We start from the raw sequence: 13,188 nt of genomic DNA, 5'->3' as shown, positions 1-13,188 counted from the left end.
CGGTCTCCCACGAGACAGCGGCGCTCAGAGTTCGCCTTCGGCCGCCATTTTGCGGATCTCTTCGGCCCGGTCGCGTATCTCCGTGAGTTCCTCGTCGCCTTTGTTGTCGACGTGGCTGTACATCAGTCCCATCCGGTGGTTCGACCGAAGCGTGTCTTCGTTGCGGTCGAGGAAGTCCCAGTACAGCGCGTTGAACGGGCAGGCTCCGTCGCCGGTGGTCTTCGTCTTGTAGTACGGACAGCCCGAGCAGTAGTCGCTCATTTTGTCCACGTAGTTCGCCGATGAGGCGTAGGGTTTGGTGGCGAACACGCCCGCGCCGTACAGCCCCATCTCGACGACGTTCGGCGTTGTCACCCAGTGGAAGGCGTCGACGTAGCCGGCGTGGAACCAGCGGTTCAGTTGCGCCGGTTCGACGCCGTAAATGAGCCCGAAATTAGCGAGAATCATCAGCCGCTCGATGTGGTGTGAATACCCCCGCTCCCGGACTCCGTCCACCACGTCGGAGAGACAGGCCATGTCGGTGTCGCCGTCCCAGTAGAAGTCCGGTAGGGCCTCGCTCGCGTTGAGCTGGTTCGCCTCGGCCAGGTCCGGCATTTCCCTACGGTAGACGTGCCGGAGGAACTCACGCCAGCCGAGCACTTGCCGGACGAACCCCTCGACGCTGTTCAGCGGCGCGTCGCCGTCCTCGTAGGCAGCGATAGCGCGTTTGATGACCTCGTCGGGACCGAGAAGTCCCAGATTGAGCGACGTGGAAAGCAGGCTGTGGCTCATTGCCCATTCGTCTTCCAGCACCGCGTCCTGATACGGCCCGAACTCCGACAAGCGGTTCGTGATGAAGTGGTCCAGCGCGCGGACGGCCTGCCGGCGAGTAACGGGCCAGCGGAACGGCTTGGGGTCGGTCCAGTCACCGCCGTACGGCCGCTCGTCGTAGCTTCCCTCGAACGTCGAATCGACCCACTCGATAACGTCCTCGGTCACGGCATCCGGCTCGAACCGCGGTGGCTCCGGTGGCGTCCACTCGTCGGGTGGCGTCTCACGGTTCTGGTCGTCGTAGTTCCACTCGCCGCCGACGGGGCCACCGTCCGCCATCAGGTAACCCGTCTCCCGGCGCATGAACCGGTAGAAGTCCTCGTGACGGTAGCGACCGTCGCCACGCCACTCGTCGAACTGGGATGGTGAGCAGAGAAAGCGTTCGTCGGCGACAAACTCGACGGTTCCGCCGGCATCGGCGACAACCGATCCGAGACGCGCCTGTGCAGACTCAGTCTGTGGACGGTGGGTTACGAGCGTGTCGTCAGGGTGGGCCTCAAAATGTGCCGTCAGTCCGTCCTCGAAGCTCTCTGTCTGGTGGTAGTAGACTGTTCGGCCATCGTCTTGGAGTTCGTCGCGGAAATGCCGCATTGCACTGAACAGCAGAATCAGCTTGTGTGGGTGGTACGGTAGTTTGCGGGCGAACGACTCCGATTCTATCAGAAGCACCGGTTCGTCAGGCCGTTGAGCGACGGGTCCGGATCGCCGGATGAGGTGGTCACCGCGAAGCCAGACAGTCATCGGTAGACGGACACTCCCATTAGTTCCAGTACGGACCTGTATCAGCATCAATCCCCGTCCGAACTGTGTTGGTATCCCGGGACAGCAGGGCGGTCAAAACCTCAATAATTGTTTCTTGACAAGCGACAGAAACGACTCGCTTATACGTGCACAGTCATAACTTTAAATGCATGACAGACGACCTCGACAGACGGACGTTCATCCGCACGACGGCGGCCGTATCAGGCGCTGGACTCCTTGCTGGCTGTGGCGGGTCCGGCGGCGATGGTGGCGACGGCGAAACGGAAGCCGAAGAGATGGAGGCCACCGGAGGCGAGGAAATGGAGTCCACCGAGGCTGAGGAGATGGAGTCCACCGAGGCCGAGGAGATGGACACCGAGAGCAGCGGTGGAATGGAGACTGTCGAAGCGCCGGGCGAGGTCGCGGACTACGTCGGCGAATCGTCGAACTTCGATGGCTCCATGGTCGTGATGACCGACCAAGACGAGGTCTCCGTCTCTGTTGGGGCCGAAGGCAACGGCGGTGCGTTCGCCTTCGATCCGCCGGCAATTAACGTCTCGACCGGAACGACGGTCGTCTGGGAGTGGACCGGCCAAGGGGCCGGCCACAACGTCAAGTCCGAGGGCGACGGCCCGCTCGACTCGGGTTCGGCAGTCTCAGAGGAAGGAAACACCTACGAGTACACGTTCGAAGAAACCGGCACCTACCTCTACAACTGTGTCCCGCACAAGGCGCTCGGGATGGTCGGCGCAGTCGTCGTCGAGTAACGGATAGCTGTCCGGCAGATTTTATCGGGTCACTAGCGCGGAGCGACTGGTGACGTACAGCGAATACGTGATGACCGCGAAGCCGACCGCAGTGAGCGCGTTCTCGAAGATCAGTGCAGCGTTGGTACTCAGACCGAACAGCTGGTCCGCGACGCCGGCGATGAGCGACCCGACAGTAACGGTCGCGAACCCGACGGCGAGATATGTGAGTCCGGTCGCCCTCGTTCTCAACGCTGCGCGAGCGGCAAAGTAAGTAATAAGCCCGCCAAGCAACACTGTCACAGTCTTGAATCCGATGACAATGAGTGGGATATCTCCGTTCATAGTTCCTCACTGACGCGTGACCATAGGAGTGCGAGCCGGTCACTCGGCCGTTCCTCAGCCGGCAGAACGTTAACCTCGAGCACGCCATCGTCGTCGACACCGACAAACACACCGTCACAGTCCCGGACGTACGCCGTCGCGTGATGGCCATCGGGACGCACCTTTGTTTCCTCGGCGACCAGCTCAGCCTCACTCAACTGTTCGAGCTTCCGGTAGGTGCTTGTCTGGGGCAGATCACAGACCGAGGCAACCTCCTTGGCTGGCAACGGCTCGTCGAGCACCCTGAGTATGTCGCGACAGTCAGGGTCGGCGAGGGCGTCGAACAGCGCCTGTGTCTTGCTCGAGTCGTTGTGTGCCACGGCGGACCCTTCAGGGGACGTGTGGAGGTAGTTCTGCGGGCGGTTCGATCTCGATATGACGGGCCAGCGATGTGAAACCTGTGGGATATTGCGCCCACGATATCCCGCGGTGCCCCGACAGCCGCTTCCAGTCAGTGTCGGAAACATAAACCACCCTTAGATAAAGGGCGACTGTTTGTTTCCAGAATCTGGAAAGGGCACACCCACTTTTCTATCACCGAATAACAACAACTAGCTTGCTATGCAACGGCCCTCCACTCGCAGACAGTTTCTTACAGGCACAGGGTTGACAGCGCTTGCCGTTACCGCCGGGTGCGTGTCTTCGGGAAGTAGTTCAGAACCAGCAGCCGAAACCGGAACCGAAACCGCGACGGCAACTGAAACTGCGACACCAACCGAAACACCTGAATCGACGCCCGAGTCGCTTGACGACTGGCTTGATGATGCCAACGGCTACGACGGCGAACCCCGCAGGTTCGGCCCCCAGTCCCGGCCAACGATCTGGGTTGGTCAGGAAACGGACGGCGGACTGGCGTTCGACCCGCCTGTCATTGAGGTTCCACCAATGACAACAGTTCGATGGGACTGGACTGGCCACGGTGGCCAGCAGAACGTCGTCGCACTCGATGGTACCTTCGACAGCGGCCGGACAAACGCGCAGTCCGGGACAATGTATCACTACATTTTCGAGGAGACCGGCGAGTATCGCTACGTCTCTGAACCCCATCGCGACGATGGGATGAAGGGTGCGATTATTGTGAAAGAGCCACCGTCCTCAGGTAACGACACTGTCGACGAGTGGCTCGCAGCGGCGAGTAACTTCGATGGCACCATTGCCGACCGTACCGACACTGATACTACAACTGTTACAGTCGGTGCCGAGGGTAATGGTGGTCAGTTCGCATTCGACCCCCCTGCCCTGAAAATATCAACTGAGACGACCGTCCGCTGGGACTGGACAGGTGACGGTGGTCCTCACAATATCGTCTCGAAAGGCGATGGCCCGCTCGACTCGGAACTCGTCACCGACGAGGGGAGTGCCTACGAGCACACCTTCGAGGAAACTGGAACCCACCTGTACTCGTGTAAACCGCATAAGGGCCTGGGGATGAGAGGCGCAATCGTCGTGGAATAGCGTCGGAACCAACCGACTGGCCGCCTATGGAATTTTGACGCTGTGTTTGAGCGTCCCGATACCTTCGATTTCGACTTCGACTTTGTCGCCGTCCTCCATCGGGCCGACCCCTTCTGGCGTCCCTGTGGCGATGACATCGCCGGGCTCTAGGGTCATGTACGAAGTTATCTCCGCAATTAGCTTGGGGACGGAGAAGATGAGGTGCTCGCGGGAGGAGGACTGTTTCGTCTCGCCGTTCAGTCGGAGTTCGATGCTGGCGTCCTCCGGGACGTGCTCCGGTGTGGCCACGAGCGGGCCGATCGGGCAGGCGTTGTCGAAGGCCTTCCCGCGGACCCAGTTCTGTTCCCGCCGCTGGTCGTCGCGGTTGGAGATGTCGTTGACGCAGGTGTAGCCCGCGACGACGTCCATCGCGCCCGATTCGCTGACGTTCCGGCATTGCTCGCCGATGACGACGCCGAGTTCGGCCTCGTAGTCGATGCGTTCCTTCCCCGAGGGCATCGTGAGGTGCTTGCCGTGGGACGCGACGGCGTTCGGGGCTTTGAGAAACAGCATCGGCCGGTCCGGGACGTCCGAGTCCATCTCCTCGGCATGGTCGGCGTAGTTGCGCCCGATACAGACGACTTTCGTCGGCTCGCAGGGCGGGAGGATGTCTACCTCGTCGGGGTCATAGGATTCGTCGCCGAACGCAATACGGCCGTACGGTCCGGCGGCGGCGGTGACGACGGGCTCGCCGTCCTCGACGGTCCAGCGACCGCCGCGAACGTTCCCCCCAGTATCACGGAATCGAACGCGCTTCATGTCACCGTTCTCTCAGGGCCGACGGATAAGCGTTTAGGAGGGGGAAACCGGACCACAGCGGGCTGTTCGACGGCTGTCTACCCGACTATCGTCACCTGCGGTGTCGCGGCGAGCAGGCGTGTGACCGAACGGCTTTTGAGACGGGACGGGCTACGCTGGGCCGATGAACGTCCTCGTCGTTGGCGCCGGCGCGATGGGCCAGTGGTTCGCACGTATGGTCCAAACCCACGCCGACGTGACCGTCGCCTTCACCGACCTTGACCAGTCGGCCGCTGAAGCCGCTGCGAACGCGGTCGGCGGGCGCGCTGTCGCCAGCGACGCGGCTGAGACTTTCGATGTTGTCTGTATCGCGGTGCCGATGCCCGTCGCCGAGACGGCTATCAACGAGTTCGCGCCGTGTGCTACGGATGCAATCGTTGACGTAACGGGGAGCATGGCAGGCCCTGTCGCAGCAATGCGGGACGCGATGCCCAATGGCCAACGACTCAGCCTGCACCCACTGTTTGCCCCCGAGAATGCGCCCGGGAACGTCGCCGTCGTCGCCGACGCGTCGGGTCCCGACGCCGAGGCTGTCGTCGACGCACTCACCGCAGCCGGGAACAACTGCTTCGAGACGACGGCGGCAGAGCACGACGAAGCCATGGAAACGGTCCAGGCCAGCGCCCATGCCGCCGTACTCGCGTTCGCGATGGCCGCCGCCGACGTGCCTGACCGGTTTCAGACGCCGATTTCGGCAGGCCTGTTCGACCTCGTCGAGCAGGTCACCGGCGGCGACCCGCGGGTGTATTCCGATATTCAGCGGACATTCGACGGCGCGGACGCGGTCGCCGACGCCGCCAGCGAACTCGCCGACGCCGACGCAGATACCTTCGAGCGGCTCTACGAGCAACTCTCATGAACCAGGACACACGCCAGCAGATACGCGACAACGCCCAGTACCTCCGGAACGTCCGGCCGCTGGACCCAGAGGAGCTACACGAATATGTTGAGGGCCAGCCCCACCCCGCCGTCGTCAAGCAGGTACTTCGAGAGGAGGCGTTCGACCTTGGCATCGTCGAACAGGAAGACGGAACCTTCGTCCCGGCGCCCGAGGAACGGCTCTCGGTGGACTTCGACGGCGTCGACCAATTCCCCGACAGCTACGAACAGGAGGTCATCGACCTGCTGACAGAGTGGGGCGGGCTGGAGTGGCACAGCGGTGACAGCGGTGACGAACTCAGGGAACGCATCCGCGACATCAAGGAGCGGTACCTGCAGGGGCAAGCCGTCGAATACGACGAGCTGAGCGCGCTTGGCTACGCCGTCTACCACCTGCCAGACTACTACGCCGTGGCGAAGTACGTCCTCGCAGACCTCGCCGCTGACGGCCTGCTCCCGTCACAGCTCCGAGTGCTGGACGTGGGGGCCGGCGTCGGTGGCCCGGCGCTCGCCCTGCGCGACCTGCTCCCCGACGACGCCCTGCTGGACTACCACGCCGTCGAGCCGAGTGCCGCTGCGGACGTGCTAGAGAGCCTATTGGACGACAGCGGCCAGAACGTCCGCTGGGAGATCCACCGAACGCTCGCCGAGGAATTCGACCCGTCGTCGCCACTTGTCGGCGACGACAGCGGTGGCGGTGCCGATGACAGCGACACCGACACCGAGGGCTACGACCTCATCATCTTCGGCAACGTCCTCAGCGAACTCGACGACGCGGTGGCGACCCTCTACCGGTACGTCGAGGCGCTTGCCGACGACGGGACGTTGCTGGCGCTGGCTCCGGCCGACCGGAACACGGCCATACAGCTCCGAACCGTCGAGCGCGAGGTGGCTGACGGCGGCCCGGCGACGGTGTACGGGCCGACGGTGCGGCTCTGGCCCCACCAGTCTCCCGACAGCGAGTCGTGGTCGTTCGACCGGAAACCGGACATTGAGGTGCCGACCATGCAGCAACGTCTCGATGACCCCGCGGGCGGGACGGGCGAGTTCGTCAACACGGACGTGCAGTTCGCCTACAGCGTTCTGCGAACCGACGGCAAGCGAGAGCACGACGTGACGCCGGACCGGGGCATCCACGCACCGATGGCCGACGCCGAGAACTACGTCACTGACCGGGTGAACTTCCTCGGCGTCAAACTCAGCCACGACCTCGCCGAGCGGGAGGGCGCAAATCCGCTGTATCTGCTTGGGGACGGGAGTCAGAAGGTCGATCACTTCGCCGTGCTCACCGAGGCGTCGATACTGAACGAGGACATCCGAAAAGCCGACTACGGCGACCTGCTGTCCTTCGAGAACGCGCTGGTGCTGTGGAACGACGACGAGGAAGCGTACAACGTCGTCGTTGACGGCGAGACAGTCGTCGACCGGGCCCGCTAGCGGTGGGCTTTTCTCGCAGACGGCCCCACGGAGCGTATGGACGAGCCGACGATTCTGCTGACGAACGACGACGGCATTGAGAGCGCCGGCCTCCGGGCGGTGTACGATGGTCTCTCGACAGTCGGCGACGTGACCGCTGTCGCCCCGGCGGAGGACCAGAGCGCGGTTGGTCGGGCTATTTCCCACGAAGTGACCGTCCACGAGCACGAACTCGGCTATGCCGTCGAGGGGACGCCTTCGGACTGCGTTGTGGCGGGGCTCGAAGCGCTCGTCACCGACACCGACCTCGTCGTCGCGGGCTGTAACCGCGGGGCGAACCTCGGCGCGTACGTTCTCGGCCGCTCAGGGACCGTCAGCGCCGCTGTTGAGGCCACCTTCTTCGACGTGCCGGCAATGGCCGTCTCGATGTACATCCCGGTCCGCGAGGACGCCGCCTTCGCCGATATCGAAGCCAACGGCGACAGCTACGACGAGGCAGCAAAAGCGACGACCTACCTGGCCGACCACGCTGTCGACGCCGGTGTGTTCGAGCAGTGCGACTACCTGAACATCAACGCCCCCGTTGCCGAGTGGGGCGACGCACAGATGGCGGTCACACGACCGTCCCACCTCTACGAGATGGACGCTGTGCAGGATGGTGACGCTGTAACGCTCCACGACCGGATCTGGGAACACATGGCCGAGGGCGACATCCCCGACCCCGAGGGGACCGACCGCCGTGCCGTCGTCGACGGAAAGATCAGCGTCTCGCCGCTGACCGCCCCCCACACGACGGAACACCACGAAGCACTCGACGCCATCGCAGAGACGTACGAACCGGGCGACGACAGTGGGGCGGCTGACTGAGCGGACGATGCGGTTCCGCAACGCCATCCTCTTCGTCGCGCTCGCAGTCGCCTGGGGCAGCGCCTTCACCGCGATCAAGGCAGGGCTAGAGTACTTTCCACCAATCCTGTTTGCGGCGTTCCGGTACGACCTCGCCGGCCTGTTGATGCTCGGCTACGCGGTGTACGCTACCGACCAGTGGGTCCCGAAGAGCCGGACCGACTGGATCGTCGTGGGTATCGGTGGGTCACTCCTGATCGCCGCGTACCACATCTTCCTGTTCGTCGGTGAACAGGGAACCACCAGTGCCGCTGCCGCTATCGTCGTCAGCCTCTCACCGATTCTTACGACCGGGTTCGCGCGTGCGTTCCTCCCGGATGAACGGCTCACAACGCTGGGCATCGTTGGTCTCCTCGTCGGGTTCGTCGGTGTCGGCGTTCTCAGCAACCCCGACCCGGGGAACCTCCTCGACCCCCGAACTGTGTCGCTGTTTCTGGTCTTCCTTGCGACCACGTCCTTTGCCCTCGGGAGCGTGCTGACCCGCCGGTTCGACGACAACCTGGAGATAGAGACGATGGAGGCGTGGTCGATGCTGCTCGGTGCGGTGCTCATGCACGGCATCAGTTTCGGTGTCTCCGAATCGGTTGCCAATGTTCAGTGGACTGCTGAAGCCGTGCTGGCCCTGCTGTATCTGGTTGTCGTCGCCAGTGCGCTCGGCTTCCTCATTTACTTCGACCTTCTGGAGCGGCTGGGCCCCATCGAGATCAATCTCGTCTCCTACGCCGCACCGGTCGTCGCCGCCGCCACCGGACTGCTGTTCCTCGGCGAGACGCCGACGGTCTACACGGGTGTCGGATTTATTTGCATTCTCATCGGCTTCGGGCTGTTGAAACGGGACGCACTGCGAAACGAGGTTGCACGGTTCAACGGGACGCCGAACCGGGGCGATTGAGTCCCGCGTTGCTATTCGGACAGGGTGAACGGCTGCCAGCCGCTGGGCTGGTCTGGCAAACCGCGGACCCGGAGTTCTCCATCACCCGTGCCGCTCTCGGACTCTCTGACCTCGATACGCCCGTCTGCGACCTGGCTCAGCGTGTTAACCGCCTTCGTGTCATGGGTCGTCGGATCGATAGCGAGCACACCGAGGCCCCCGGCGCTGTCGATGCGACCTGAGACGGTCTGTGCAAACTGGAACAGCGCCCGCAGGTCGACGTACATCGACAGCGATGAGAGGCTTATCAGCCCAGTTCGGACACGACCGTGTTTGACGGTGCCGTACAGCCCCTCGTACAGTGCCGAGAACTTCATCCCGATGCCGGTCAGATCACTCTGTGTCGAGACGTACTTCACGCGCTCGCCCAGCGCGGACTGCGCGGCGTCTTGCCCGCTGCAGTCGATGACCCCCATTCTGGTGTCGTCAAACGACGGTTGGGTTTGCTGACAGGCGTTCAGCAGCTTTTCGGCGGTCATATTCGTCGAAATGTATAGCATCCCCTCCTCGGCGTCGCTCCCGCCGGCAACGAGCGTTCGTGCGACGGCCTCCGCCCGGCTGAGGGCCGGCCCAGCGACAAGGACGATGGTCCCCGGATCGATCGGGTTGATCGGGATACCGTCGGGGAACTCGTACCCACCATCAGTCTCTGTGGTCATTGCGCTCTCCCCGTGTCGCCGGCGACGCTATCCAGCCGCGAGTGGAGTTCGATGAGGTCGATCGCGACATCGGCGAGATCACGGAGGTACGCCTTGTCGGCTGCCGAGAACTCCCGTGGATTGTCATCATACACACACAGCGGCCCGATGACCAGCCCATTCGACGTGATCAGGTTTGCTCCCATGTACGCCCGGATACCCATGCTGAGGAGCGTCTCGCTCCGGGTCTCAAAGCGAGGGTCTTCCGTGACATCTTCGACGGCCATCACGTCATCGTCTTCGAGAATGGTAAACGTGCAGATAGAGTCCTCGCGGTCCATCGACTCCCAGTCCTGAGCGTCGCCGTAGCAGGCCAAGAAATCTTGGCTGTGTTCGTTGATGATGTTTATCGAGGCCCGATCAACATCGAAGTGGTCAGCCGCGAGGTTGGTAGTTCGGTCCAGCGATGCCAGCAGATCCGGGCTGTCGAGGTCATACGACCGGAGCGCCGCCAACCGCTCGGTCTCGTTTTGTGGGACGGGATACGTCGCCTGAACCCGCGTCTCGATAGTCTTCCCCAGCAGTTGCGAGAGGCGCTCCGATCCAAAAATCGAATTCTTACCAACGTACTCCGTAATCGAGCCACGAAGCTCCGTAGTATCGATGGTGTCCGGGTCGGTGTCGGTGTAGAGGATACACCCCGCGTCTGGACAGGCCGTCTGTGCCGCCCCGATGAGGTCAAACCCGGTGCCGTCGGGGAGCTCGTACTCGGTGATAATTGCCGCAGTGTCCGTTGTCAGCTCGGCCTCTGCGTCGGCCAGCGACCCAGCCGTTTCGAAGCGGAGGTCCTGGTCCGCCAACTCCGACTGGATCTTGTCGACCGTCTCCTCGCAGACGTCCTCGTCCGGGTCCACACAGAGAATGCGATGTACCATCGTATCTGGTGTGAGATTCCTGCCGGCAGGGATGTACGTACTGGCCCAGCTATCAACCGCGAAAACGGGAGCAGAGCCGATTGCGAAGCGAATGGCCTGGACGCCTGTTTCACCCGTCAATCCACGTTTCCAGGGATGTCTTTGAGAAAAGCGACGATGTTATCGCCATCAGCGCTGAGTCCACCGCCCTGTGCGACTGTTGGTCGCCCGCCACCGCCGCCACCGAACTCTGTGGTCACCTGATCGACCACCTCGCCGGCATCGACGCCGCCGGTCGTACCGACACCCAGATACTGGCCATCGGCGTCCACCAGCGCGGCCACGTCGATGTCGTCGTCGACGGCGGACTCCGCCCGGTCAGCAAGCGCGTTTGCGTCGAGGCCGGCCACAGTCCCGACGAGCCATCGCTGTCCGTCTACTTCGACGGCAGCATCACGCAGTTCCGCGAGACGGGAATCGACCAGACGCTCCTGAAGGTCCGATACCGTGTTCCGGAGGTCGTCGCACTCCGACTGAAGTCCGTCGACAGCAGCCGGGAGTCCGGGAACGTTCGTATCCAGCGACTGGGCGGCAGCCATCGCCCGCTCGTGCTCAGTCGCGCGCTGGCGGATCGCTCGCGGGCCGACAGCGAACTCAACGCGCGTCAGGCCCTCGCCGGGGTTGGACCGACCGAGCACTGTCACTGGCCCAATCTCTCGCGTGTTCCCGACGTGTGTCCCACCACAGGCGGCTACGTCCCAGTCTTCGATGGTGACGACACGGACCGTCTCGCCCTCGATTCCCTCTTCAGTTTTCGTGTTGAACGCGATATCGTCGCGACCTAGTGCCTCGTCGCGCGGAATTTCTTCCCAGGTTACGTCGTAAGACTCCCAGACGGCGCGGTTAGCCAGCCGTTCGAGTTCAGTGAGTGTCTCGTCGTCGATTTCGGTCGTCGTTTCGAAATCTACCCGCACCTTCCCGGTGATTGCCGGCCCAAAGTCGTCGTCACCGGCGTCGTCCGGGACCGTCGCGCTGATGTCGAAGCCGCCGTAGCCGAGATCCGACAGCAGCCGGCGACCAGCGCCGTAGAGGACGTGACTGGCTGTGTGGGCACGCATGCAGTACGTTCGAAGCGCCGTGTCGATCTGACCCTCGACTGTCTCGCCCGGGTCGAAGGCCGGCGGTTCGGCCAGTTCGTGGACGATATCGCCGTTTCGATGCTGGACGTCGACGACCTCAACGCCACCGAGAGTTCCCCGATCCGCCGGCTGGCCGCCGCCTTCGGCGTAGAAGTACGTCTCCGTTAGCACGACGGCAGTCGTCTCGATGCGGTCGACGGTCGACGTGAAGTTCGTCACAGTGGGCTCGGCTGCGGCTGTTCCCGTCATCGGGCGTGGCTACGTCGGCGTGCACAAAAACGTCTAGGCGAACCCCGGACGGTCGTCTGGGGCCAACCGGCCGACAAGCGCGCAACCCTCGTGTGTATCGAATCAGTAGTGGGTGACTGACGCCGCCTTCACAGTTATCGGTGGCATAATCCACTGTGTGTCACTGTATCCGTTCCCGATATAGTGCTACTAATTAAGTACGGACAGTGACGCTTACAGTTCATGCTTGGGAGTGGGGTCCAATCGATACTGCTCTGGCTGGTGGTGGGCTGGCTGTTCGCAGTTGGGCTGTTTCTGGCGCTTCTGTACGCGTCCGGCAGGCGAGACCGGCGTGAGCAGGCCCGCGCGTAAGTGAGTGCCTGTGCAAGCCGAACGGTGTGACCGGTGCGTCTGACGCTCGGCTGACGGGCAATCAGTGTCGGCGTCGAGTCGTGCGGTTTTCACTTTCACCGTGAATTAGCCGATTATAAGAGTCTCGGTGTTCTGTCTGGCAATATGATGGAGCGATTACGCCGGGTCGTAGGGACTCGACAGCAGTCACATCTGGAGTGTCGACGCTGTGGAACCACCCTCGAAACGGACGGAACGTCCTGTCCGGCCTGTGGCTCCAGTGATATTGTGCGGTACGACCTCTGACCGCGGTCTCGGCCGGCCATTCTGCTTGTTTCCGTCTTCAAAACGCTGACAATCAGATCGTCCGAACCCTCGCTCAACGGCGAGAGAACAGGCCAATAGAGCACTTATTGTTCGACAGCTTCCCACATGTCAGACGAGATTTTCGCCTCAGAATTATCTGGATGTGTCACCGTCAGTCGGTCGCTAGACTCGATAGCGATGAGGTCGACAGTGTTACTTTCCGTGTGATTCCGCGTCGGGTACGTAAACGGCCGTGACCGCGTTGGAAGGTCGCTGATCGACGGGCACTCCGGCGGCGCTACGACATCGTCAGCGAACCCATCCGTGTGAATCTTTGACTGTGGCTTGTCTCGACCACGTCTATCAAACCACTCAAAACATCGCTCCCCAAACGAGATGGTCTCAATGGCTGAGCGCACGCGGTACCTAACTCGGTCCAGAAGTGAGGGTGACGACACGTTGCCGTCGTCCGCCCGCTTCCGGGCACCCCGTGGCTCATCCATGGGT

At 62.6% G+C, this 13,188-nt stretch carries 15 protein-coding genes; 7 read left to right on the top strand and 8 right to left on the bottom strand.

Going from position 1 to position 13,188, the window contains the following annotated elements:
• Positions 1 to 24: 24 nt before the first annotated feature.
• Positions 25 to 1,551: a cryptochrome/photolyase family protein gene (locus RBH20_RS04495; protein WP_306705935.1), complete on the bottom strand. Its 1,527-nt coding sequence runs from the start codon at positions 1,549 to 1,551 to the stop codon at positions 25 to 27.
• A gap of 170 nt (positions 1,552 to 1,721) precedes the next feature.
• Here RBH20_RS04495 and RBH20_RS04490 point away from each other — a divergent pair, with 170 nt between their 5' ends.
• Complete coding sequence (locus RBH20_RS04490; RefSeq protein ID WP_306705932.1) at positions 1,722 to 2,318, top strand: halocyanin domain-containing protein; 597 nt, start codon at positions 1,722 to 1,724, stop codon at positions 2,316 to 2,318.
• Between the two features lie 21 nt (positions 2,319 to 2,339).
• Here RBH20_RS04490 and RBH20_RS04485 read toward each other — a convergent pair whose 3' ends face one another.
• On the bottom strand, positions 2,340 to 2,642 hold the full coding sequence (locus RBH20_RS04485; protein WP_306705926.1) for a hypothetical protein: 303 nt from the start codon (positions 2,640 to 2,642) through the stop codon (positions 2,340 to 2,342).
• Complete coding sequence (locus RBH20_RS04480) at positions 2,639 to 3,001, bottom strand: helix-turn-helix domain-containing protein (RefSeq protein WP_306705920.1); 363 nt, start codon at positions 2,999 to 3,001, stop codon at positions 2,639 to 2,641. Before RBH20_RS04480 ends, RBH20_RS04485 begins: the two co-directional genes overlap by 4 nt.
• Positions 3,002 to 3,317: 316 nt before the next feature.
• Between RBH20_RS04480 and RBH20_RS04475 the strand changes: the two genes are divergently transcribed.
• Positions 3,318 to 4,136 (top strand): halocyanin domain-containing protein, encoded by an 819-nt coding sequence (locus RBH20_RS04475; protein ID WP_306705918.1) that lies wholly within the window; start codon positions 3,318 to 3,320, stop codon positions 4,134 to 4,136.
• Positions 4,137 to 4,160: 24 nt separating this feature from the next.
• Here RBH20_RS04475 and RBH20_RS04470 read toward each other — a convergent pair whose 3' ends face one another.
• Complete coding sequence (locus RBH20_RS04470; RefSeq protein ID WP_306705915.1) at positions 4,161 to 4,934, bottom strand: fumarylacetoacetate hydrolase family protein; 774 nt, start codon at positions 4,932 to 4,934, stop codon at positions 4,161 to 4,163.
• Positions 4,935 to 5,097: 163 nt separating this feature from the next.
• On the opposite strand from RBH20_RS04470, the gene RBH20_RS04465 reads away from it, so the two are divergent.
• The 4 genes from RBH20_RS04465 to RBH20_RS04450 are packed head-to-tail and all read left to right on the top strand — an operon-like array spanning position 5,098 to position 9,066.
• Complete coding sequence (locus RBH20_RS04465; RefSeq protein ID WP_306705913.1) at positions 5,098 to 5,832, top strand: prephenate dehydrogenase/arogenate dehydrogenase family protein; 735 nt, start codon at positions 5,098 to 5,100, stop codon at positions 5,830 to 5,832.
• On the top strand, positions 5,829 to 7,289 hold the full coding sequence (locus tag RBH20_RS04460) for a small ribosomal subunit Rsm22 family protein (protein ID WP_306705911.1): 1,461 nt from the start codon (positions 5,829 to 5,831) through the stop codon (positions 7,287 to 7,289). Before RBH20_RS04465 ends, RBH20_RS04460 begins: the two co-directional genes overlap by 4 nt.
• A gap of 36 nt (positions 7,290 to 7,325) precedes the next feature.
• Positions 7,326 to 8,135: a 5'/3'-nucleotidase SurE gene (surE, locus tag RBH20_RS04455; protein ID WP_306705908.1), complete on the top strand. Its 810-nt coding sequence runs from the start codon at positions 7,326 to 7,328 to the stop codon at positions 8,133 to 8,135.
• Between the two features lie 7 nt (positions 8,136 to 8,142).
• The gene (locus RBH20_RS04450) at positions 8,143 to 9,066 is read left to right on the top strand and encodes a DMT family transporter (protein ID WP_306707472.1); all 924 of its coding nucleotides are present in this window, start codon (positions 8,143 to 8,145) and stop codon (positions 9,064 to 9,066) included.
• 11 nt (positions 9,067 to 9,077) lie between these two features.
• On the opposite strand, the gene RBH20_RS04445 is transcribed toward RBH20_RS04450, so the two are convergent.
• From RBH20_RS04445 to RBH20_RS04435, 3 genes are all read right to left on the bottom strand, one after another.
• Positions 9,078 to 9,764, bottom strand: a complete 687-nt coding sequence (locus RBH20_RS04445; RefSeq protein ID WP_306705906.1) for a hypothetical protein — start codon at positions 9,762 to 9,764, stop codon at positions 9,078 to 9,080.
• The gene (locus RBH20_RS04440) at positions 9,761 to 10,678 is read right to left on the bottom strand and encodes a GAF domain-containing protein (RefSeq protein ID WP_306705905.1); all 918 of its coding nucleotides are present in this window, start codon (positions 10,676 to 10,678) and stop codon (positions 9,761 to 9,763) included. The genes RBH20_RS04445 and RBH20_RS04440 overlap by 4 nt, the downstream gene beginning before the upstream one ends.
• A gap of 116 nt (positions 10,679 to 10,794) precedes the next feature.
• The gene (locus RBH20_RS04435; protein WP_306705903.1) at positions 10,795 to 12,045 is read right to left on the bottom strand and encodes a DHHA1 domain-containing protein; all 1,251 of its coding nucleotides are present in this window, start codon (positions 12,043 to 12,045) and stop codon (positions 10,795 to 10,797) included.
• 222 nt (positions 12,046 to 12,267) lie between these two features.
• Between RBH20_RS04435 and RBH20_RS04430 the strand changes: the two genes are divergently transcribed.
• Positions 12,268 to 12,396, top strand: a complete 129-nt coding sequence (locus RBH20_RS04430) for a hypothetical protein (protein ID WP_306705901.1) — start codon at positions 12,268 to 12,270, stop codon at positions 12,394 to 12,396.
• A gap of 389 nt (positions 12,397 to 12,785) precedes the next feature.
• Here RBH20_RS04430 and RBH20_RS04425 read toward each other — a convergent pair whose 3' ends face one another.
• Positions 12,786 to 13,184, bottom strand: a complete 399-nt coding sequence (locus RBH20_RS04425) for a hypothetical protein (protein ID WP_306707470.1) — start codon at positions 13,182 to 13,184, stop codon at positions 12,786 to 12,788.
• Positions 13,185 to 13,188 lie beyond the last annotated feature (4 nt).

This window comes from Haloarcula sp. H-GB4, assembly GCF_030848575.1.
GTDB lineage: Archaea > Halobacteriota > Halobacteria > Halobacteriales > Haloarculaceae > Haloarcula.
This window is presented reverse-complemented; position numbering and strand designations above follow the sequence as displayed.